This window comes from Pseudomonas syringae, assembly GCF_023278085.1.
GTDB classification, from domain to species: Bacteria; Pseudomonadota; Gammaproteobacteria; order Pseudomonadales; family Pseudomonadaceae; genus Aquipseudomonas; species Aquipseudomonas syringae_Q.
In genome coordinates, this window is sequence record NZ_CP066265.1 from 2115005 (window position 1) to 2136163 (window position 21159).

General features: G+C 59.3%; 19 protein-coding genes and 1 pseudogene. 8 read left to right on the forward strand and 12 right to left on the reverse strand.

Features of this window, described 5'->3' with window-relative positions; genetic code table 11:
- Positions 1-412 precede the first annotated feature (412 nt).
- The 7 genes from I9H07_RS09515 (at position 413) to I9H07_RS09545 (ending at position 9269) form a co-directional block, all read left to right on the forward strand.
- On the forward strand, positions 413-1135 hold the full coding sequence (locus tag I9H07_RS09515; RefSeq protein WP_236424784.1) for a GntR family transcriptional regulator: 723 nt from the start codon (positions 413-415) through the stop codon (positions 1133-1135).
- Positions 1132-1920 (forward strand): SDR family oxidoreductase, encoded by a 789-nt coding sequence (locus tag I9H07_RS09520; protein ID WP_236424783.1) that lies wholly within the window; start codon positions 1132-1134, stop codon positions 1918-1920. Before I9H07_RS09515 ends, I9H07_RS09520 begins: the two co-directional genes overlap by 4 nt.
- Positions 1921-2011: 91 nt before the next feature.
- Positions 2012-2944, forward strand: a complete 933-nt coding sequence (locus I9H07_RS09525) for a 3-keto-5-aminohexanoate cleavage protein (RefSeq protein ID WP_058392270.1) — start codon at positions 2012-2014, stop codon at positions 2942-2944.
- 47 nt (positions 2945-2991) lie between these two features.
- A complete protein-coding gene (locus I9H07_RS09530; protein ID WP_058392268.1) occupies positions 2992-3870 on the forward strand; it encodes an SMP-30/gluconolactonase/LRE family protein in 879 nt (292 codons plus the stop codon).
- An 86-nt stretch (positions 3871-3956) separates the two neighbouring features.
- On the forward strand, positions 3957-5279 hold the full coding sequence (locus I9H07_RS09535) for an MFS transporter (protein ID WP_024672141.1): 1323 nt from the start codon (positions 3957-3959) through the stop codon (positions 5277-5279).
- A gap of 185 nt (positions 5280-5464) precedes the next feature.
- A complete protein-coding gene (locus I9H07_RS09540) occupies positions 5465-6997 on the forward strand; it encodes an alpha-amylase (RefSeq protein WP_058823740.1) in 1533 nt (510 codons plus the stop codon).
- 649 nt (positions 6998-7646) lie between these two features.
- Positions 7647-9269, forward strand: coding sequence for a methyl-accepting chemotaxis protein (locus I9H07_RS09545; RefSeq protein WP_058392244.1), 1623 nt, complete (start codon positions 7647-7649; stop codon positions 9267-9269).
- A gap of 102 nt (positions 9270-9371) precedes the next feature.
- Here the strand turns inward: I9H07_RS09545 and I9H07_RS09550 are convergent, their stop codons facing one another.
- Complete coding sequence (locus tag I9H07_RS09550) at positions 9372-9707, reverse strand: ArsR/SmtB family transcription factor (protein ID WP_024672138.1); 336 nt, start codon at positions 9705-9707, stop codon at positions 9372-9374.
- Positions 9708-9766: 59 nt separating this feature from the next.
- On the opposite strand from I9H07_RS09550, the gene I9H07_RS09555 reads away from it, so the two are divergent.
- The gene (locus tag I9H07_RS09555) at positions 9767-10858 is read left to right on the forward strand and encodes an NADH:flavin oxidoreductase/NADH oxidase (protein ID WP_058392225.1); all 1092 of its coding nucleotides are present in this window, start codon (positions 9767-9769) and stop codon (positions 10856-10858) included.
- Positions 10859-10919: 61 nt separating this feature from the next.
- On the opposite strand, the gene I9H07_RS09560 is transcribed toward I9H07_RS09555, so the two are convergent.
- The 11 genes and pseudogenes from I9H07_RS09560 to urtA all read right to left on the reverse strand — a co-directional run bounded on the left by I9H07_RS09560 (position 10920) and on the right by urtA (position 20822).
- Positions 10920-11777, reverse strand: a complete 858-nt coding sequence (locus I9H07_RS09560) for an urease accessory protein UreD (RefSeq protein ID WP_236424781.1) — start codon at positions 11775-11777, stop codon at positions 10920-10922.
- Entirely contained in the window at positions 11774-12436 is a 663-nt protein-coding gene (gene ureG / locus I9H07_RS09565) for an urease accessory protein UreG (RefSeq protein WP_236424780.1), read from the reverse strand. The genes I9H07_RS09560 and ureG overlap by 4 nt, the downstream gene beginning before the upstream one ends.
- Positions 12437-12464: 28 nt before the next feature.
- On the reverse strand, positions 12465-14177 hold the full coding sequence (ureC, locus tag I9H07_RS09570; RefSeq protein WP_058823737.1) for an urease subunit alpha: 1713 nt from the start codon (positions 14175-14177) through the stop codon (positions 12465-12467).
- 3 nt (positions 14178-14180) lie between these two features.
- The gene (locus I9H07_RS09575) at positions 14181-14876 is read right to left on the reverse strand and encodes an urease subunit beta (RefSeq protein WP_236424779.1); all 696 of its coding nucleotides are present in this window, start codon (positions 14874-14876) and stop codon (positions 14181-14183) included.
- A 34-nt stretch (positions 14877-14910) separates the two neighbouring features.
- On the reverse strand, positions 14911-15642 hold the full coding sequence (locus I9H07_RS09580) for an urease accessory protein UreF (RefSeq protein ID WP_058823736.1): 732 nt from the start codon (positions 15640-15642) through the stop codon (positions 14911-14913).
- Complete coding sequence (gene ureE, locus I9H07_RS09585) at positions 15639-16079, reverse strand: urease accessory protein UreE (protein ID WP_058392229.1); 441 nt, start codon at positions 16077-16079, stop codon at positions 15639-15641. Before ureE ends, I9H07_RS09580 begins: the two co-directional genes overlap by 4 nt.
- A 22-nt stretch (positions 16080-16101) precedes the next feature.
- Entirely contained in the window at positions 16102-16791 is a 690-nt protein-coding gene (gene urtE / locus I9H07_RS09590; protein WP_024672128.1) for an urea ABC transporter ATP-binding subunit UrtE, read from the reverse strand.
- 2 nt (positions 16792-16793) lie between these two features.
- A complete protein-coding gene (gene urtD, locus I9H07_RS09595; RefSeq protein WP_024672127.1) occupies positions 16794-17531 on the reverse strand; it encodes an urea ABC transporter ATP-binding protein UrtD in 738 nt (245 codons plus the stop codon).
- Positions 17528-18670: an urea ABC transporter permease subunit UrtC gene (gene urtC / locus I9H07_RS09600; protein WP_236424777.1), complete on the reverse strand. Its 1143-nt coding sequence runs from the start codon at positions 18668-18670 to the stop codon at positions 17528-17530. The genes urtD and urtC overlap by 4 nt, the downstream gene beginning before the upstream one ends.
- 1 nt (position 18671) lies before the next feature.
- Positions 18672-19574, reverse strand: a pseudogene (gene urtB, locus I9H07_RS09605) (urea ABC transporter permease subunit UrtB).
- Between the two features lie 66 nt (positions 19575-19640).
- The gene (urtA, locus tag I9H07_RS09610; RefSeq protein WP_236424774.1) at positions 19641-20822 is read right to left on the reverse strand and encodes an urea ABC transporter substrate-binding protein; all 1182 of its coding nucleotides are present in this window, start codon (positions 20820-20822) and stop codon (positions 19641-19643) included.
- Positions 20823-21159: the final 337 nt, after the last annotated feature.

The following is a 21159-nucleotide window of genomic DNA, read 5'->3' on the forward strand; positions in this document are numbered from 1 at the left end:
TCTTTCCTTCGCGCACCGCGCATAACGTGTCTCACGCTTTCTAAAGCACGCCTTGTGATTTCCATGGGAGCGGTAGCCATTGCAGATATCGCCCGATCTGCCCCGACTCGCCAATGGTCATTGTTGCGAGCCAGAGCTGCCACCCGGGAGTGCTGACGCTGTTACCGCACATGAGCACCTGCCGGGTTCTGGTGAAGTGTTTTCCGCCTGCGCTGTGGGCGACGACCTGCCAAGCAGGAAGCCCTGCGCTTTTTACAGCTCGTATGGCTTGATCATCCGCAGGGCTTGCCCTGGACCATGCCCGAGCGATCCTTGGTTGTAATTATGATCAAGGGCCCCAAAAAACAATTTGACATATGTTATTTGTGATCACATATTCGTTCCATAAGAACGCCAATATGAGTCACTCCCTATGACAGATCGTCCGATCCTCCTGCCAGCCATGCGTCAGGTTTCTCGCGATACCCTCCAGGATCAGGTGTACCGGCAGATTCGTGAAGCGCTGATGAGCGGGCGCTTTCAGCCGGGTCAGAAGCTGACGATCCGTGGTCTTGCCGAAGCTCTCGGTTCCAGCCCGATGCCTGTGCGCGAAGCACTGAATCGTCTTAGCGCAGAGAACGCCTTCGAAGTCACCGAAACCGCCCGGCTGCGTGTGCCCATGATGACCCCGGAACGGCTGCGCGAGATTCGCGATGCGCGGGTGGCGCTGGAAGGGCTGTTGGCCGAGAAAGCCGTGATTCTGATCAACGACGCTGATCTTGCAGACATCAGCCAGCTCTGCGTGCAGATGCAGAAGGCTGCTGACAGCGTTGATGTAGCTCTCTATCTGTGGACCAACTTTGCCTTTCACCGACGCATTTACGCAGTCGCCAAGGCTGAGCTCATTGTTGCGGCAGTGGAAAATTTCTGGCTGCACATCGGCCCGTGTTTCGCGCTTGTAGCACCCGACAGGGCGCATCTTCAGCGTTCGATGGAAGCGCATAACCGTATCGTCGAGGCGCTGGCGGCGCGTGATGGGGCGGCGGCTCGTGCAGCTGTCACCGATGACATCATGCAGGCTGCCGACTCTCTGACGCGCCTGATCGCAAAGAGCGACCGCTCCAGGTCGCGTGTCTCGGGAGTGAAAAAAGCATGAGTGTTCTCAATCGGCTGATTCCCTATACAGGGCTGCGTGTCCTGATTTCCGGCGGTGCAGCCGGGATCGGGGAGGTGTTGGCGGCGGCTTACCTGGAAGCGGGGGCAAAGGTACATGTGTGCGATGTCAGCGAGGCGGCCATTGCGGCATTCCTCGATCGTCATCCAGGCAGTGTCGCGACCCATGCAGATGTCGCTGATCCGGCGCAGATCGAAGCGGTCTTCAGGGTGCAGCGCGAGCAATTCGGTGGTCTTGATGTGCTGATCAACAACGCTGGGATCGCCGGTCCGACGGCAGGCATCGATGCCATTAGTGAAGAAGAGTGGCAGCGCACCATCGACATCAATCTCACCGGGCAGTACCGCTTCGCTCATCACGCTGTGCCGTTGCTCAAGGCCTCACCCAACGCACACCTGATCCATATCGCCTCGGTCGCCGGTCGCCTGGGCTATGCCTGGCGCACCCCGTATGCCGCGACCAAATGGGCGATTGTCGGGTTGATGAAGTCTCTGGCGTCCGAGTTGGGTGAAAGTGATATCCGCGTCAATGCCTTGCTGCCCGGTATCGTCGAAGGCCCGCGCATGGACGGGGTGATTCGTGCCCGTGCTGAACAGATGAATGTGCCCGAAGCCGAGATGCGTGAGGAGTACCTGAAAAAGATTTCGCTCAAGCGCATGGTCACTGCCGAGGACGTTGCCGCGATGGCGCTCTTTCTATGCTCGCCCGCTGCACGCAATGTCACGGGACAGGCTATCAGCGTGGATGGCAACGTCGAGTACCTCTGAGTACTTCGGCCCGATAGCACCCATGACCGGACAACGTCCGCGTCATGTTCCACATCAGACTTCTCGCCAAGAACAAGAACGGAGAATGCTCATGCCCAGAAAACATCCGATCATCATCACCTGCGCCGTCACGGGTGCTATTCATACGCCCTCGATGTCGCCTCATTTGCCGGTCACACCGCAGGAAATTGCCGATGCCGCCATCGGTGCCGCCGAAGCCGGTGCCTCGATTGTGCACCTGCATGCCCGCGATCCACGTGACGGACGGCCCAGTCAGGACGTTGATCTGTTTCGACAGTTTCTGCCGCAGATCAAGGCCAGGAGCGACGTGGTGATCAATATCACCACGGGCGGCGCGCCGACCATGGGCGTGGAAGAGCGCCTGCAACCGGTGGCGCAACTCAAGCCGGAACTCGCGTCGTTGAACATGGGCTCAATGAACTTCGGGCTGTACGAAATGCTTGATCGTTATACCGAATTCAAGCACGACTGGGAGAGGCCCTATCTGGCCGAGAGCGACGACCGGATTTTCCGCAACACCTTCCGCGACATCGCGCACATTCTCAATACCTGTGCCGAGAACCGCACGCGCTTTGAAATTGAATGCTACGACATCGGTCATCTGTACACCGCAGCGCACTTCCTGCAGCGCGGGTTGCTCAAGGCGCCGATTTTCATCCAGTCGGTATTCGGTTTGCGCGGCGGTATCGGCGGGCACCCTGAAGACCTGGCACACATGCGCCGTACGGCTGACCGTCTGTTTGGCGATGCCTATCAGTGGTCGATCCTGGGTGCCGGTCGTAATCAGATTCCGCTGGGCACCATGGGCCTGTCGATGGGCAGTCATGTGCGGGTCGGCCTTGAGGATTCGCTGTGGGACGGACCGGGCAAGCTGGCGGCGTCCAATGCCGATCAGGTCAAGCGTATTCGCACTGTGATCGAAGCTTTGGGCGGGCGCGTGGCAACGCCGGACGAAGCGCGTGAAATGCTCGACCTGAAGGGCCAGGACAAGGTCGATTTCTAGTCACCGTACAACGTGTCATCTCAATAACAACAAGACAGAGGTGAAAAATGCGTATCGAAATCGTTGTCGACGTGAAGACCACGCTGGGCGAAGGTCCGGTCTGGGATGTCGAGCAACAGCGCCTGTACTGGATCGACAGTTTCGACGGCCGTGTCCTGCGTTGCACGGAAGACGGGCGCGAATTGCGCGCCTGGGATGTCGGCCAGAAAATCGGCTCCATGGCCTTGCGCAAGCACGGCGATGCGGCGCTTGTGGCGTTGCAGACCGGTATCTACAACCTTGACCTGCCGAGCGGCGATCTCGAGCTGATCGTCGACCCTGAACCCGGTTTGCCGAACAATCGCCTCAATGACGGCAAGGTCGATCGGCAGGGCCGGTTCATCGTGGGTTCGATGGACACTCAGGAAGATCAGGCCAGCGCAAAGTTATATCGCCTTGACCCGGACCTGAGCCTGCACACCCTGGATGAAGGCATCATCGTGTCCAACGGCCCCTGCTGGAGCCCGGGTGGTGAAACCTTCTATTTCGCCGACACCTGGTCCGGGGAGATCTGGACCTATGACTACGACAACGCCAGCGGCGCAGTCGCCAACAGACGCACTTTTGCCAGCGTCGACACCTCCGCCGGCGGCGCGGCAGATGGCTGCACCGTGGATGCCGAGGGCTGTCTGTGGCAAGCGCTGGTCTATGCCGGAAAACTGGTGCGCTACACCCCGGACGGGCAGGTGGATCGCATCATCGACATGCCGGTGAAGAAGGTGACCAGCCTGACCTTCGGCGGGCCGAACCTGGACACACTGTTTGTCACCTCCATGGCCAGGCCGCCGTTGCCGCGCTTTCCGGAAGATGGCCAGCAGCGTGGTGCTCTGTTCGCCATCACCGGGCTGGGCGTGAAAGGCATCGCCGAGCGGCGCTTCGCCAGTTAACCCGTCAACAGCAGGCTGAACCTGAACGTTAAGGACGACCGGACTCTTTCTTGCCAGGGCGTGTGCAACACGCCTGGAGATTTCCCATGCCAAATAACAAGAATGCATCGTTGGGCAAGATTCATCGTTTCTCGTGGGTGTCGTTGTTGGTCTGCTGGATGATCTGGATTCTGAATGCCTATGATCGCGAGATCGTCTTGCGCCTGGGCCCGACGATTTCCAAGCATTTCGAATTGTCTGCGGACCAGTGGGGGACGGTGGCGACGGTCGTCATGCTGGCGCTGGCCGTTCTCGATATTCCCGGCTCTGTCTGGAGCGATCGCTATGGCGGTGGCTGGAAGCGGGCGCGCTTTCAGGTGCCGTTGGTGCTGGGTTACACCGCGCTGTCGTTTCTGTCGGGCTTCAAGGCATTGAGTGGCAGCCTGGCCAGTTTCATCGCCTTGCGCGTCGGGGTGAATCTGGGCGCTGGCTGGGGCGAACCGGTCGGGGTCAGCAACACCGCCGAATGGTGGCCTGTAGAGCGTCGCGGTTTTGCCCTGGGCGCACACCACACCGGCTACCCGATCGGCGCGATGCTCAGCGGCATTGTCGCCAGCTTCGTGATCAGCACCTACGGTGAAGAAAACTGGCGTTATGTGTTCTTCTTCGCCTTCGTGGTGGCGCTGCCGCTGATGATCTTCTGGGCGCGCTATTCGACGGCCGAGCGCATCACCAAGCTGTACGTGGACATCGCCGCCAAAGGCATGACCCCGCCAGACAGCACGCCCTCGACCAACGTCAAAGGCCAGGTCTGGAAGACGGTGAAGGCAACACTACGCAACCGCAATATCGCGCTGACTGCGGGCAACACGATGCTCACGCAAGTGGTGTACATGGGCGTCAACATCGTCCTGCCTGCTTACCTGTACAACATCCTCAACCTGTCGCTGGCCGAATCTGCAGGCATGAGCGTGGTGTTCACGCTGACCGGCATTTTGGGGCAACTGATCTGGCCTTCGCTGTCGGACATCATCGGCCGGCGCATCACATTGATCATCTGCGGCATATGGATGGCGGTCAGTGTCGGGGCTTTTTACTTCGCCAACACCATCCTGATCGTCATCGCCGTGCAGTTGCTGTTCGGTCTGGTCGCCAATGCCGTCTGGCCCATCTACTACGCGGTCGCGTCCGACTCTGCACAGCCCTCTGCGACGTCTACAGCCAATGGCATCATCACCACGGCGATGTTCATCGGCGGCGGCATTGCCCCGGTATTGATGGGCACCCTGATTTCCATGGGCGGCGGGTGGACCAGCCTCAGTGGCTACACCGTGTGCTTTTTTGTGATGGCGGGGTGTGCGCTGGGCGGGGCGTTTCTGCAGCTGTTTTCCCACCGTCCCGCAGTATTGGCGGTGCAGGGGAGCGTGTGATGCCGGCATTCTGTAATGTGCCCAAGGGCATAATTGTCGCTTTACCACGCAGGATTTTATGCTGTGCCTTGAAGGTAATAGCTTCCTGCAAGCCATTACCCGTGTTTAGAATGCTTAGAGCATTGCCACACTAATGAATGATGTTAGACACAGAAAGCCCACACCCTAAACAGCAAGGATACCTCATGGACTCGAACAATCTTCTACACGGATTTTTTATCGCTGGCACGGTGACCGGCTTGAGCATGCTTGCTTCACTCAGTCATGCCGATACGGCTTTTAATCCGGCGACTACTTCTGTTCAGATGTTTCACTGGCACTGGAATGATTTGGCTAAAGAATGTTCAAGCGCAATAGGGCCCATAGGTTACGGGGCGGTACAAATATCTCCGCCTCAGGCGTCCAAGGTGGCGGGGCACTGGTGGGATATTTACCAGCCGGTGAACTTTAGTTCATTAGACAGCCGCATGGGTACAGAGTCAGAGTTAAAGAACATGATCAGCGCCTGTCACGCTGCCAAGGTCAGGGTCTATGCAGATATCGTGGTGAACCAGGTAGCAGGGGATTCGAGTGCAACCTTTAAAAGTACCGATGGTTCTGAATGGGATTCCCGGTCATTGGCCTACCCGCAGTTTAGCCAGAATGACTTCCACAGCCTGTGTTATATAGAGCCCGCTGATTATCAGAATAATGCAGCAAAGGTAAGAGACTGCAGGCTCAACAACCTTCCCGACTTGAATCAGTCCAGCAGCTATGTACAGGGCGTGGCGGCGAACTACATGAAGAAGTTACTGTCGCTCGGGGTCGACGGGTTCCGACTGGATGCAGCGAAACATCAAAACTCCGACGACATAAACAAGATTCTGGCAGCAGTGAAAACAGCCTATCCGCTGACGATTTCCGGAGAAAAAATCTGGGTCACGCAGGAAATAATTCCCGATGGCAGCTCCAGTCGCTCGGATTACTACAAGAACGGGACGGTGAATGAGTTCAATTACACCACGGCCCTTCTTAAAGCCTTTCGGCAAAAAGACGGATTTAACCTGGCATCCATTCCAGCGATGATCGGAATATTCGGAAACTGGGGCGGGTCTTTTCGCTTGATGCCGCCAGAGAGATCTACGGTGTTCGTTAATAATTGGGACACAGAGCGAAATTCTGAAACATCCTTGAATGCCAGTAATCAGGCGTATAACGACAGGTACAATTCCAGACGCTATGACCTCGCTAACGTGTTCATGTTGGCGTTGCCCTATGGTGAGGCTCAGGTTCATTCGGGATTCAATTTCAGTGATCCTGAAGCGGATGCCCCTTCAGCAAGCCCATTAGACGCAAGCGGCAATCCCGATAACCGCTCAGGGTGGGACTTTATACACCGAGCGAATGCAATTGCGAGCATGGTAAGGTTTCGCAGTGCCACTGACGGGCAGGACGTCAATAACTGGGTTACGGGTTCAGGCAATCAGATTGCGTTCAGCAGAGGTGATGCCGGGTTCGTCGCCCTGAATAACAGTGCCTCTGCATGGCTAAGGACGTTTAATACAGGGCTTCCAGAAGGTATTTATTGCGATGTCATAACAAAAACATTCTCCACCCCCAACGAAATGTGCACGAATAAAGTTGCTGTTGACGGGAAGGGGAATGCAAGCCTGACGGTGCCGGGTGACAGTGGAAGCGTTGTGCCGGCAATTGCTATTTATTCAGGGTCTAAACTATAGCGAGATCAGGATAAGCGTCACAGGCGACGCTTATTCTGCTACCCGACTGCGCCTCCCTTACATCCACGACTACTCAGTAAAAACGTATCGCCTCGCCCCTGAGTGGGTCGTGGCGTAAGGCATGCCCGTCGCGCAGTTATCACTCTGGGGCGAGCGAGCTCCTCCAAAAAGGCCCCGGCCAATGGGGGGCTCGCACAGCGCCTCTTCCATCGCCGGTCGTTCATCGAAACCGCTTCTGCAGCACATGGATGCGCAGCATGGTTTCCAACGGTCATGGCACACGTCTGCCGCCGGCTACCAGTGAAAGGCTTTAATTGCGCCATTCCGGGTGTCGCAAACGGAATATGCCCTGAATAAGCTAGACAATAAATTGACGTATAGGCCTGTCAAATTATTGGGCTTTTATGTTTTCCAGCCTTTGAAATGCCGAGTGTAATAAAATATTTTTGTTTAATTTTATCAATGGCTTAGCCTTGATTAGAGCTTTTATTCAGTGCCGGGAAAAATGGGATCCCTAAAGTTATCGAGCAGGCGGGCGACATGAGTGGTATCTCAATGACATCATTCATTTGAAGTGGTTCAAAGCATTTCTGCGAGTGATAGCGCCCATCATGCAAGCCACGGAACGGCTATGTTCAGGATCGACATCATGTTCAGCAAACTCAGCATCTCGCAAAAGCTCTATTTCAGCTTTGTCGCGATTGTCATACTTATCGCCGTACTGGTAGCGAGTGCCTACCGAGGCTTTGAGCAGGTCGAAGAAGCTACCAACAGCAACGTTCACACTTATCAAGTGCTGAGTGATGCGCAGTTGGCGCTTGAGCAACTGATCAATATCGAGACGGGTATGCGGGGGTTTGTCATTGCCTCGAAAGATGCGTTTCTTGAGCCGCTGGTAGCGGGTCAGAAGCGGTTTACCGAAGAACTTGATTCGCTCAGGCGCCTGACGGCGGACAATGCCGAACAACAACGTCGCCTGGCCGCGCTGGGGGAGACCCAGAAGCGATGGATTGATGAAGACATCAACCCGATTATCGCCCTGCGTCGTGATTTGACTGCGCGCAACATGCCGGATGACGAATTGGACGCGCGTATCACATCGGGTGCCGACAAGGCCAAGATGGACAGCATGCGCGCCATTCTGAGTGAAATCAGCGCTACCGAGAACAAGCTGCTGGTGATAAGAAACAAGAACATGGTAGACGCCAAGCATCTGGCTATCATGATCCTGATCTGTGGCGGCCTGGCGGCTGCTGTTCTTTCGGCGATCCTGGCCACGGTACTGGGGCGCAGCACCACGGCACGCTTGCAAGTGGCGATCGATGCAGCAACGGCCATCGCCAATGGCAAGCTGGACACCGTAATCGACACCAGCAGCCATGACGAACTGCCGAAAGCGTTCGACCGCATGCAGAATCGCTTGCGCGAAATGATTCAACAGATCAGTCAGGCCGCCAACCAACTGGTACTCGCCGTACAACAGATTTCCGGTGCATCCGAGCAGCTTTCCGGGGCCATTCAGGAGCAATCTACCGCTGCTTCGGCGATGGCGGCGACTATCGAGGAACTGACGGTCAGCATTCACCACGTTTCTGAAAACGCTGACGAGGCCCACCAGATTGCCAGCCGGTCGGGTGATCAGTCCAAGGAAGGTGCTCTGGTTATCGAAAACACCTTGTCCAGCATGAACGGCATCGCCAAGACTGTGCAGCATTCGTCTGCGCAGGTTGCTGACCTGGGCCAGCACTCGGAACACATCTCGTCGATTATCAGCGTGATTCAGGGTATCGCCGACCAGACCAACCTGTTGGCGCTCAACGCGGCCATCGAAGCGGCACGTGCCGGTGAACAAGGGCGCGGTTTTGCGGTGGTGGCCGACGAGGTGCGTCTGCTGGCGCAGAACACCGGCAAGTCGACCAAAGAGATCGCCGGCATGATCGAGAAAATCCAGGCCGGTGTGCGTGAGACGGTCGACAGCATGCGCAGCGGTGTTCTGGAAGTGAACAACGGTGTGGAAATGGCCAGCACTGCCGGCAGTGCGATCATCGAAATCCGTGACAGCTCGAACAAGGTGCTCCAGGTGGTCGATCAGATCTCCTTTGCACTGCGCGAACAAACTGCCGCCAGTCAGGATGTTGCGCGCAACGTCGAGCGGTCTGCGCAAATGGCAGAGCAGAACAACATGTCGGTTCAGGAATTGCTCAAGACCAGCGGCGGGTTGAAAGCGCTGGCGACCAGTCTGCAGCAGGAAGTGAGCAAGTTTCAGATCTGAGACTGTTCAGAAGGCGGACCTGTGAAAGGGTCCGCTGCATCAAAGACGCCCGGATCAGCCATCGAACAGCGGTTGATACCGGGCGTTTTGGTCTCTGCTGCCTCAATGCTGCGCCAGAATACTCCCCAGCAACCCTGGAAAGCGGCTCTCCAGCACCTCAGTGCGCAACGAGTTCATGTGTGTGGTGCCAATATTGCGTGTGTGTACCAGCCCGGCGTCACGCAGCACCCGAAAGTGATGAGACATGCTGGATTTCGGACGACCGCCGTCCAGCTCGCCACAGGTGGCTTCGACAACGCCCGCGAGGCAGCGCACGATGCCCAGGCGTACAGGGTCGCTCAAGGCGTACAGCACGCGTTCGAGGGTCAGGTCTTCAGGATCGGGGTGTTGGAAGGTTCGCATGGCGCGGATGATATCAGGGCTTCCGTTAACTGGCATAGTTCGATTATCATCGAACAAGTGAAATTCAAAGCCATCTGGCCTATGGGAGCTTTCCAATGTCTGCACTGTTCGAACCCTTCAAACTGAAAGACGTCACGCTGCGCAACCGAATCGCCATTCCTCCGATGTGCCAGTACTCGGCAACCGAAGGTGTAATCAACGACTGGCACCAGGTGCATCTGGCCAGCATGGCACGCGGTGGTGCGGGTCTGTTGGTGGTGGAGGCTACCGCCGTTGCGCCGGAAGGGCGTATTACCCCCGGTTGCACCGGTATCTGGAACGACGAGCAGGCCCAGGCATTCGTACCTGTCGTCAAAGCCATCAAGGCTGCAGGATGCGTACCGGGTATTCAGATTGCCCACGCCGGTCGCAAGGCCAGCGCCAATCGTCCATGGGAAGGTGATGACCATATCGCGGCGTCCGATTCGCGCGGCTGGGACACTATCGCTCCGTCCGCCATCGCGTTCGGTGCCAACCTGCCGAAAGTCCCGCGCGCCATGACTCTGGAAGACATCGCCCGCGTTCGTCAGAACTTCGTCGATGCCGCGCGTCGTGCCCGCGACGCAGGCTTCGAATGGATCGAGTTGCACTTTGCTCACGGTTATCTGGGGCAGAGCTTCTTCTCCGAGCATTCCAACCAGCGTACCGACGAGTACGGCGGCAGCTTCGATAACCGCAGCCGTTTCCTGCTTGAAACGCTGGCAGCGGTGCGTGAAGTCTGGCCGGAAAACCTGCCGCTGACGGCCCGTTTTGGCGTGATCGAATACGACGGTCGCGATGAGCAGACCCTCACCGAGTCGATCGAACTGGCACGTCGCTTCAAGGCCGGCGGTCTGGATCTGTTGAGTGTCAGCGTCGGTTTCAGCACGCCGGACGCCAACATTCCCTGGGGACCTGCGTTCATGGGCCCGATTGCCGAGCGCGTGCGTCGTGAAGCGGATATTCCAGTGACCAGCGCCTGGGGCTTTGGCGAGCCAAAACTGGCGGAAGAAGCCGTCAAATCAGGCCAGCTCGATCTGGTATCGATAGGTCGTGCGCATCTGGCCGACCCGCACTGGGCGTACTTCGCCGCGAAAGAACTGGGTGTCGAAAAGTCTGCCTGGACCCTGCCTGCGCCTTACGCTCACTGGCTTGAGCGTTATCGCTAAGCGTTTTACCAAAAGGGGCGGCATCGTCAGGCATCAGCTCCGTTGACTTACAGGTAACGGTTCACTTGCGTCGCACCCGCGGCGCAATGCCGGTCAGTTGCTGGCGAGCGCACGCCCACGCCAGATGCAGGGCGCTGCGCAATGCCACGGCATCGGCGGTCATGATGCGCACCGACACGCCGCAGTCGTTCGGTAGGGCGCTGACGCCCAGGTAACTCTCGGGGACGATGCGCAATGCATCGCGCAAGGACCGTTTCAACCCCTCTACAGGTAAACCCTGACCCACCAGCATGAAGGTCGCCAAGGCCTGCAGCTCACCGCTGACGCCCGGCAACCGACGTTGCAGGTCATGACCGGTCATGGCCAATCGGTCACCTGCCAGCAGTGTGCCCGCTGGACACCGTATGTGCAGATCGGCGCGATAGAATCCGGGAAATCCTATGCTGCCCGGTGGCGTGTGCAGGCAGAACGCGTCGCACACCATCACCCGCGCATTCGGGTGCAGCGTGACGTCTACCCGGCTGTGTAGACGTGCCTGCGGGAACAGGATCGTCGCCATCGGCAGGTACTCCAGCAGTGCGCCGGGTTCGGCAATCAGCGTGACGGTTTGCCGTGCTGGCTGTTCAAGCATGCTGTGCGCAACAGTCGCCGCGCCAGTGCTGACATGCACCTGAGTGTCAGCCGCTGCGTGCAGGTGCAGGTGCAGTGTTTCCCCGGCGAACAGACCCCCCGAACACGATTGCAGGTAAATCGCCGCCATCCCGGGCGGGTCCTGCGGCAGCTTCAGCGTGCGTCCCAGATGGAAGGGGTAGCCAACCTCCTGACGAGACACATAGCTGGCACCCGAAGGTGCTTTGCTGAAGGCAATATGGGCCGTGGTTTTTTTACAGATGGGCAGCCGCGAGGAGTGTGCGTTCATGGGCGATCGAACAGCACGGCGCGGCTGATGGCGTCGACCACCGCATCCACGCCGTCGCCGGTAGCGCAGTTGGTGAACAGCACCGGTCTGCCATTGCGTGCCTCGGCAGACTCGCGGCGCATACGCGGCAGATCGACGCCCACATAAGGCGCCAGGTCATATTTATTGACCACCAGGAGGTCGCAGTTCAAGACACCGGGGCCGCGCTTGCGGGGGATGTCATCGCCACCGGCGACGTCGATGACGAAGATCCAGTAGTCCACCAGGTCCAGCGAAAACGTCGAGGCCAGGTTGTCGCCGCCCGACTCGATCAGCACCAGATCCAGATTGCCGAAACGTGTTTCCAGTTCGTCAGCCATTTGCAGGTTGAGGGTCGGGTCTTCACGAATGGCGGTGTGCGGGCAGGCGCCGGTTTCTAATGCGCGTACCCGCTGCGGGTCGATCAGGCCACTTCGCTGCACGCGCTCGGCGTCTTCACGGGTGGCCAGGTCATTGGTGATGATCGCCAGCTCTGTGCCGCGCGCAATGAAGCGCGGAATCAGTTGTTCCAGCAAACGCGTCTTGCCGGAGCCGACCGGGCCGCCGATCCCGACACGTGCCGCGCCGGGGTGGGGTTGCGCATCGGTTTGCAGGCTGTGTGCATTCAAGGGCAGGCTCATTGTCAGTTCTCCTGTGCGGTAGGATTTTTCAGCGCAGCATGTAGCGCTGCGCAAGCGGCACTTCGCTGACCGGTTCGCAATAAAGGCGCTCGCCGTCGGCATATACGTCGAAGGTCTGCGGGTCGACGCGGATGTCCGGGCAAGCATCGTTGTGCAGCATGTCGGACTTGCGCAGGGTGCGGGTGCCAAACGCGGGCAGCAGTTTTTTCTTGAGCCCCAACCGGGTGGCGGTATCGGCTTCGACGGCCAGCCGGTTGACGAAATTGACCGACAGCGCCTGTTTCGCCTCACCGAACGCGCCCCATTGCGGGCGCATCACCAAGGGTTCGCAGGTGTAAAGCGAGGCAGCGGAATCGCCCATTACGCCATGCACAATGAAGCCGCCCTTGACCACCAGTTCCGGCTTAATGCCGAAGAACGCGGGTCGCCACAGCACCAGATCGGCCAGCTTGCCGGGCTCCAGTGAGCCGATGTAGCTGTCGATACCGAACACTCGCGCGGCGTTGATGGTGTATTTGGCGATGTAGCGCTTGATACGCTCATTGTCACCCAGTGCGGTTTTTTCCTCCGGCAAGCGGCCGCGCTGATCTTTCATTTTCGACGCCAGTTGCCAGGTCCGGCAGATGACTTCGTTGATGCGCCCCATGCCCTGGCTGTCGGAGCCGAGGATCGAAATGGCTCCGGTGTCGTGAAGAATGTCTTCGGCGGCAATGGTCTGCGGGCGCACCCGCGATTCGGCGAAGGCCACGTCTTCCGGCACGTCCGGATTGAGGTGGTGACAGACCATGATCATGTCCAGATGCTCGTCGAAGGTGTTCACCGTGTACGGGTTGGTCGGGTTGGTGGAGGAGGGGATGCAGTTGCTTTTGCCGGCCACGCTGATGATGTCCGGCGCGTGCCCGCCGCCTGCACCTTCGGTGTGGTACATGTGGATGGTGCGATCGCCGATGGCCGCCAGCGTGTCTTCGAGAAACCCGGATTCATTCAGTGTGTCGGTGTGCAACTGAACCTGAAAATCGTACTCGTCGGCCACTTTCAGGCAGGTGTCGATCACCGCAGGCATGGCGCCCCAGTCTTCATGGATCTTCAGCCCCAGGCAGCCGCCACGCAGCTGTCCGAGCAGTGATTCGGGCTTGCTTGAGTTGCCGCGCCCCAGAAAGCCGAAGTTGATCGGCCAGGCTTCGGCGGCCTGCAACATCTTGCCGACATTCCACTCGCCGCCACAGTCGATACCCACGGTAATCGGCCCCAGCGAGCCGCCGATCAGGGTGGTCAAACCCGCCGCCAGTGCGTGATCGCAGAGCTGCGCCGAATCGAAATGCACATGTACATCGATGCCACCGGGCGTGACGATCAACCCCTCGGCATCGCGCACGGTGGTGGCCACGCCGCAGATCAGTTGCGGGTGTACGCCGTCCATGATCTGCGGGTTACCGGCCTTGCCGATGGCGACGATCTTGCCGTCCTTGATGCCGATGTCACCTTTGACGATACCGATCACCGGGTCGATGATCAGCGCGTTGCAGATCAGCATGTCGAGGGCCCCGTCGGCGCTGTCATGGCCGGGCATCAGGCCCATGCCGTCGCGCAGGGTCTTGCCGCCCCCGTGCAGGCATTCATCGCCGGGCACCGAATGGTCGAATTCGACCTCGGCCAGCAACGCGGTGTCGCCCAGGCGCACTGCATCGCCAGTGGTGGGGCCGTACATGGCGGCGTATTCCTTGCGGGTCATCGTCGCCATCGTTCAGGCTCCCTTGAAATGTTGCGCGCGGGCACGCTCCAGCGCTGCGAGCTTGCAGGCCGGGTCGTGCAGGTTGCCATCGGTCAGGCCGCTGAAGCCGTAAATGTCGCCGGTGCCGCCGAACTGCACCAGTTGCACCTCACGCAGCTCGCCTGGTTCAAAGCGCACTGCGGTGCCAGCGGGGATGTCGAGGTGCATGCCGAAGGCTGTTTCACGGGGGAAATCCAGCGCCTTGTTGACTTCGAAGAAGTGATAGTGGCTGCCGATCTGCACCGGCCGGTCGCCGGTATTGATCGCCCGCAAGATCGCGGTCGGTCGGCCGCCATTGAGCTGGATATCGCTGTCCGGCGAAAGTATTTCGCCAGGTGTCGGCATGACTGTCAGCGGCAATTTGCCCGGCCGGATCGGCTGGTGAACGGTGACCAGTTTGGTGCCGTCCGGGAAAGTGCCTTCGACTTGCAGCACCGGCAGCAGCTCGGCAACTCCTGGCATCACATCATCGGTGTTGAGGATCGTCGAGCCGAAACCGATCAGTTCGGCAACACTTCGGCCCTCGCGTGCGCCTTCTAGAATCTCGTCGGCGATCAGTGCCGAGGCTTCCGGAAAATTCAGACGCAGGCCTTTACTGCGGCGTTTGCGCGCCAGTTCGGCGGCGGTGTACAGCGTCAGACGTTCAAGTTCGGTCGGGGTCAGCAGCATAGTGAGGCTCCGCAAAGGTCAGGCGATGGCCGTCTCAGTTGGCAAACAGGCGCAGGTCCTGGGTTTCATGGCGCATCACGGCGATTTCGGCCATGGGCGTGAAGCCGCAGGCGTCGTCCGGCTCGGGCGCTTCCTGCGTCAACAGCTCGGTAATCAGCGGCTGGATATCGGTCAGTACGCGTTGCGCATCAATGTGGCCCATCACCCCGAGCCGCACGGCGGCGCTGACCAGGCCGGTACACAAGCCATGCGCAGCGGCGAGTTGGCAGTGCTCGCGCTGCATGCCCAGGCGGTTCCAGAGCAATCCCTGCACCACTGGCAAATGCCCCGCCGCGTTGCCCGCCAGAATCTGTTGCTGGTAAGCCGCCGCCCCTGCAGTCCCCAGCGCGACATGCACGCCCAGCAGCGCCTGCCCGACACGGCGTGAGCCCTGGCGTAGTTCCTCTGCGAGGGTCAGGGCTTCGATCTGCGCGTCCATGTCTATCAAAGCAGAGACGTTATCCGCGGCATGCCATGCGGCAAGCAGAAACACCCGGTCAAAACTGTTCCAGCGATGGCGCAACTGGCCCTCGACGAAGCCATGCACCTCGGCGCTGCGGTTATGGCGAACAGTTCGTTGTCGGCGTCGCGGCGCGACGATTTCACCGTGGCCGAGATGCCCGTCAGCCAGCAGCGTTTCCAGCCCCCACGACCACGCCACTGCACCGCCGGGAAAGAAACTGTCGGCCTGTTGCAGCGCCAGCAGCAGGCTGCTCAGGCCGTTCATGCGCGTTGTACCCGGCCGTCCGCGAGCATGGGCGCCAGACGCTCAAGGTAATCCGCCTGCGGGCCGTTGAGCGGGATCTGCAAGGTATCGCCAGCGAAACGCACCGCCCAGTGCATGTTGCCGGCGAAGTAGCCCAGTTCCAGCGCCGCTGCCGAGTCCCTGGGGCGAAGGTCGAGGTATTCCTGATCCTGCATCTGCACGACGATCGCGCGTTGACTGTCGAGCATCAGTACCGAGCCGTTGCGCAGCTGTTGATGACGCTCCAGACGGATTGCGCAGTCAGTGCCCCGGTCGCTGACCAGACGCAGACGATGACGCTGAATGTCAGTGCCTGACAGGCTCAGAGTCTCGACCTGGCCGGCGTGGCTCAGGTCATGCAAACGGTCGGCGAGGGCAGGGTCGCTGGCCTGGCCGAGAATGCGGTCGAGTATCAGCATGGCGATGGCTCCTGTGGTCAGTTCAGATCGTCAGGTAGCGCAGAATGCGCTCGCGGTCGACGGTTTCACGGACTTCGCTGTGCACGAATTCGCCTTTCTCAATGATCAGGTAGCGGTCCGCCACGGCCATGGCGAACGACAGCACCTGCTCGGAAACAATCAGCGAGAAGCCGCGCTCCTTTTTCAGCAGGTTAAGAGCCTTGGCGATGTCCTTGATGATCGATGGCTGAATGCCTTCGGTGGGTTCGTCGAGCACCAGCACCTTGGGGTTGGAGACCAGCGCCCGTGCGATGGCCAGCTGTTGCTGCTGACCGCCGGACAGGTTGCCACCCTTGCGTCTGCGCATCTCGAACAACACCGGAAAGTACTCGAAGATGTAGTCGGGAATCGGCGCGGCAGGTGCGCCCTGCATGCCGGTGAGGATGTTTTCCTCAACGCTCAGGTAGGGAAAGATCATTCGTCCCTGCGGCACGAAACCGACCCCGGCGGCGACCCGTTCATAGCTTTTGCTGCCGGTCAGCTCTTGCCCGGCCAGTTTGATGCTGCCGCTGCGGGTCGGCAGCATGCCCACCAGGCTTCTGAGCAGCGTGGTCTTGCCCATGCCGTTTCGGCCCATGATCGCCAGCGATTCGCCTGGCGCCAGGTCCAGGCTCATATCGCGCAGCACGTGGCTGTCGCCGTAATACACGTTGAGGTTGGAGACATTCAGCATGTTCAGTGCCCCAGATAAACGTCGATGACCCGTGGATCGTTCTGCACCTGATCCATCGAACCGTAGGCCAGTGTTTTGCCCTGATGCAGGACGGTGACCTTGTCGGCCACCGATTTCACGAACTCCATGTCGTGCTCGATGATGACCATTGCCCGGCCCTTGGCGATGAGCTTGAGCAGGCCGGCGGTTTTCTCCCGTTCGCCCGCGCTCATGCCCGCGACGGGCTCATCGAGCAGCAGCAATTCCGGACGCTGCATCAACAGCATGCCGATCTCCAGCCACTGCTTCTGGCCGTGAGACAGCAGCCCGGCCTTGCGTCCCAGTTGGTCCTTGAGAAAGATCATTTCGGCGGTCTGTTCGATCTCGCTGTTCAGCGCGGCATGCTTGCCCGCGAACAGGCAGTTGAAGATGCCGCGCTTGTCCGGCGAGGAAATGTCGAGGTTCTCGCGCACGGTGAGGTCTTCGTAGACCGACGGGTTCTGAAACTTGCGGCCGACGCCTGCGCGGGTGATCTGGTACTCGATCATGTTTTCCAGTTGCAGGTCCTTGAAGCGAATACGGCCTGCGCTCGGCCGGGTCTTGCCGCAGATCATGTCGAGCAGGGTGGTCTTGCCCGCACCGTTGGGCCCGATCACCACATGCACCTGATTTTCCTCGACGTAGAAGTTGAGGTTGTCGACCGCCTTGAAGCCATCGAAGGACACGGTCAGGTCTTCGACGCTGAGTAACATCCCGCTCATGACTGCACCTCCTTGTTGCTCAGGCGTTGCAGCAGTCCGGCCAGCCCGGTGGGCAGGAACAGCACCACGCCCATGAACAGGAAACCGATGAAGTATTGCCAGAAACTGACGAAATTCTCCGACAGGTAGGTCTTGGCCGTGCCAATCAACAGCGTGCCGTACACCGCACCGACCAGTGAAAGGCGGCCGCCCAGCGCGGCGTAGATCACGATTTCAGTGGACGGAATGATGCCCACCAGTGACGGCGAGGCCAGACCGACCTGCAAGGTGAACATCACGCCGCCCAGCGCCGAGATCAGCGCCGCCACAGCAAAGATGAACGCCTTGAACAACGCGGTGTTGTAGCCGGAAAAACGCACCCGGTCCTCGCGATCCCGGATCGCCACGATCACCTTGCCCAGGCGGCTGCGCAGGATGAACCCGCACATCGCTACGCTGGCCAGCAGCAACAGGGTGGTGATCAGGTAGAGAATCCAGGGCGTCTGCGGCGTTTGCAGGCTCAGGCCGAAAGCGGTCTTGAAGTCGGTCAGACCATTGACGCCGCCGGTGTAGCCTTGCTGGCCGATGATCATGATCGACATGATCGAGGCCAGTGACAGGGTAATGATCGAGAAGTACACGCCGCCCACGCGCTTCTTGAAGTAGGCGTAGCTGAACAGAAACGCCAGCAGCGCAGGCAGGATCAGAATCGCGGCCAGGGTGAACGTCGCCGACTCGAACGGTTTCCACCACCAGGGCAGGGCTTCGACGCTGTTCCAGATCATGAAGTCCGGCAGTGCCGAGCCATAGAAAGCGGCGAGGGCGCTGGCGGCTTCGTCCGTGGCGGTGGCTTCCAGTTTCAGGTACATCGCCATCATGTAGCTGCCCAGGCCGAAGAAGATCCCCTGGCCAAGGCTGAGAATGCCGCCGTAGCCCCAGATCATCACCATGCCCACCGCGCAGAACGCCAGGCTCAGGTATTTGCCCGCCAGCCCGAGACGAAAATCGCCCAGCAGCAGTGGCAGTACCACCAGCAACAGAAGGGACAGCCAGATCAGGCTGTAACGCTCGATCAGCGGCAGCCAGCCGGCGCTGAGCCAGCCTGGTCGGCCTGCTTTGACCTGCGTCCCGGCCAGCGGCTTTTCAGTCATGTTGTTCATCTCAACGTCTCACTTTCGTGGCGAACAGGCCGTTGGGGCGTAAGAACAGCAGCACGATGACCACCAGCAAGGTAATCGCCTTGGCCATGGAGCCGGTGGTGAGGTATTCCAGTGATATCTGTGTCTGGCCGATGGCGAAGGCCGAGAGGAAGGTGCCGAGCATGCTTTCCACGCCGCCGAACACGACGACGATGAAGGTGTCCACCAGATACTGCTGGCCGCTCACTGGCCCGGTGGAGGCGAGCATGGTGAACGAGCTGCCGGCAATGCCCGCCAGACCGCAGCCCAGCGCAAAGGTCACCGAATCGACCCGCGCGGTGTTGATCCCGGCGGCCCCGGCCATCGCCCGGTTCTGGGTCACGGCACGAATGCGCAGGCCCCAGCGGCTGCGGTAGAGAAACAGAAACACCGCAGCGGCAATCACAAACGTCAGGCCGATAATAAAAATCCGGTTGAGCGGCAATTCCAGCCCTTCGCTGACTTTCCACGCACCCTGCAGCCACTGCACGGTAGGCACACTGACTTCCTTGGGGCCGAACACCTGGCGAAACAATTGCTGCAACACCAGCGACAGGCCCCAGGTTGCCAGCAACGTGTCCAGCGGGCGGTTGTACATGAAGCGAATGAAACAGCGCTCCAGCAGAAAGCCGAAGGCAAACGTCACCACGAAGGGCACCCCGACGCCGATGATGAAATACCAGCCCATGAACTAGGGAAAGTAGCGCTGGAACACCACCGAGGCGACGTAGGTCATGTATGAGCCCATCGCCATGAGTTCACCGTGGGCCATGTTGATCACACCCATCAGGCCGAACACGATGGTCAGCCCGAGTGCCATAAGCACCAGCACGGAAAACAGCGAGAACCCGCTGAAGATTTGCATTACCAGCGTATCGAGAGTCATGCCGTCGCTACCTGTGGCTGCGCATTGACGAAAGCGGGCACGAAACCGATCGCGCCCGACCCGGTATCAGAGTTTCGGAAAAGGATTGGGCTCGATCGGCGCGGACTCATAGATCACGTCCACCTGGCCCTGCGCGTTGAGGGTGCCGATGCGCGCACGCTTCCACAGGTGGTGGTTATCCTTGTGTACCTTGATCTCGCCCTCGGGCGCGTCGAGGGTCAGTTCCGAGGACGCGGCAATCACCTGCGGTACGTCAAAGCTGCCGGCTTTCTCGACTGCTTTTTTCCACAGATACACGGCCGTGTAGGCCGCCGCCATCGGATCGCCCACCACACGTTGCTGGCCATAGCGGGTCTTGAAGGTCTGCACGAACTTCTCGTTGACCGGGTTTTTCAGGCTCTGGAAATAGCTCATGCAGGTCAGGAAGCCGACGAGGTTTTCCGCACCGATGCCGGTGACTTCCTCTTCGGTGATCGCCAGCCCCATAAGCGTCTGATTGGTGCTGTCGATACCGGCAGCCTTGAGCTGTTTGTAGAACGCCACATTGGAACCGCCGACGATGGTCGATAGAACGATGTCTGGCTTGGCGACCTTGATCTTGTTGATCACCGAAGAAAACTCGATGGCCCCCAGCGGCAGATAATCCTCGCCGACAATCGAGCCGCCCTGTTTGGTCACCGAGGCGCGTGCCAGTTTGTTGGTGGTGCGCGGCCAGATGTAGTCGGAGCCGACCAGATAGACGCTTTTGCCCTTGTTGGCCATCAGCCAGGTGACGGCTGCCAGGGTCTGCTGTGAGGCTTCGGCCCCGGTGTAGATAATGGCCGGAGATTTTTCCAGCCCTTCATAGAACGTCGGGTAGTAAAGCAGGCCCTTGTTGCGCTCGAAGACCGGCAGCACCGCTTTGCGCGAGGCCGAGGTGAAGGCGCCAAAGGTGACCGCGACGTGGTCGTTCTCCAGCAGTTTGCGGGCTTTCTCGGCGAAGGTTGGCCAGTCGCTGGCGCCGTCCTCGACGATCGGCTCGATGGTTTTACCCATCACGCCACCGCTGGCGTTGATCTCTTCGATGGCAAGCTTTTCAGCATCGACAACCGAGGCTTCACTGATGGCCATGGTGCCGGTCAGCGAATGGATAATGCCCACTTTCACGGTGTCGGCCGCCTGCGCCTGACTGATCAGGGAAAACGGCAGCAGGCTGATCGCGCCCAGCAACAGAGCATGCTTGATCAAACGGCGTTTGTCGTTGTGCATTCACTTCTCTCCCAGGAATAAAAAAAGCCCGACGTCCCGGCCAAATCAATGGGCGGGAGGTCAGGCTTCTGTGCCGAATCTGGCGGGACAAACTGTGTCCGATCCAGTCGTACGCGAGGTGTCTCCCTACTTGCCAAGAGGGCGTAGGGCAAACAGCTGGCGCGATGTCTCAGGAGAGACTTAGCAAGGGCAGTGCCAAGTGCGGAAACAGCCTTTTACACAAGGCTGCGAATATCGGCGCAGGGCATTCCTTCATTAATTGCACGAAAAAAACACCATGCGCCGCTATGGCGCGAACAGGGCTCTTGCGCACCAAAAGCGTGAGACTGCGAACGTT

What these genes read in the sequence shown, in the direction of transcription:
- I9H07_RS09515 (WP_236424784.1), top strand. Translation starts at nt 413, where the DNA reads ATGACAGATCGTCCGATCCTCCTGCCAGCCATGCGTCAGGTTTCTCGC.
- I9H07_RS09520 (WP_236424783.1), top strand. Translation starts at nt 1,132, where the DNA reads ATGAGTGTTCTCAATCGGCTGATTCCCTATACAGGGCTGCGTGTCCTG.
- I9H07_RS09525 (WP_058392270.1), top strand. Translation starts at nt 2,012, where the DNA reads ATGCCCAGAAAACATCCGATCATCATCACCTGCGCCGTCACGGGTGCT.
- I9H07_RS09530 (WP_058392268.1), top strand. Translation starts at nt 2,992, where the DNA reads ATGCGTATCGAAATCGTTGTCGACGTGAAGACCACGCTGGGCGAAGGT.
- I9H07_RS09535 (WP_024672141.1), top strand. Translation starts at nt 3,957, where the DNA reads ATGCCAAATAACAAGAATGCATCGTTGGGCAAGATTCATCGTTTCTCG.
- I9H07_RS09540 (WP_058823740.1), top strand. Translation starts at nt 5,465, where the DNA reads ATGGACTCGAACAATCTTCTACACGGATTTTTTATCGCTGGCACGGTG.
- I9H07_RS09545 (WP_058392244.1), top strand. Translation starts at nt 7,647, where the DNA reads ATGTTCAGCAAACTCAGCATCTCGCAAAAGCTCTATTTCAGCTTTGTC.
- I9H07_RS09550 (WP_024672138.1), bottom strand. Translation starts at nt 9,707, where the DNA reads ATGCCAGTTAACGGAAGCCCTGATATCATCCGCGCCATGCGAACCTTC.
- I9H07_RS09555 (WP_058392225.1), top strand. Translation starts at nt 9,767, where the DNA reads ATGTCTGCACTGTTCGAACCCTTCAAACTGAAAGACGTCACGCTGCGC.
- I9H07_RS09560 (WP_236424781.1), bottom strand. Translation starts at nt 11,777, where the DNA reads ATGAACGCACACTCCTCGCGGCTGCCCATCTGTAAAAAAACCACGGCC.
- ureG (WP_236424780.1), bottom strand. Translation starts at nt 12,436, where the DNA reads ATGAGCCTGCCCTTGAATGCACACAGCCTGCAAACCGATGCGCAACCC.
- ureC (WP_058823737.1), bottom strand. Translation starts at nt 14,177, where the DNA reads ATGGCGACGATGACCCGCAAGGAATACGCCGCCATGTACGGCCCCACC.
- I9H07_RS09575 (WP_236424779.1), bottom strand. Translation starts at nt 14,876, where the DNA reads ATGCTGCTGACCCCGACCGAACTTGAACGTCTGACGCTGTACACCGCC.
- I9H07_RS09580 (WP_058823736.1), bottom strand. Translation starts at nt 15,642, where the DNA reads ATGAACGGCCTGAGCAGCCTGCTGCTGGCGCTGCAACAGGCCGACAGT.
- ureE (WP_058392229.1), bottom strand. Translation starts at nt 16,079, where the DNA reads ATGCTGATACTCGACCGCATTCTCGGCCAGGCCAGCGACCCTGCCCTC.
- urtE (WP_024672128.1), bottom strand. Translation starts at nt 16,791, where the DNA reads ATGCTGAATGTCTCCAACCTCAACGTGTATTACGGCGACAGCCACGTG.
- urtD (WP_024672127.1), bottom strand. Translation starts at nt 17,531, where the DNA reads ATGAGCGGGATGTTACTCAGCGTCGAAGACCTGACCGTGTCCTTCGAT.
- urtC (WP_236424777.1), bottom strand. Translation starts at nt 18,670, where the DNA reads ATGAACAACATGACTGAAAAGCCGCTGGCCGGGACGCAGGTCAAAGCA.
- urtA (WP_236424774.1), bottom strand. Translation starts at nt 20,822, where the DNA reads ATGCACAACGACAAACGCCGTTTGATCAAGCATGCTCTGTTGCTGGGC.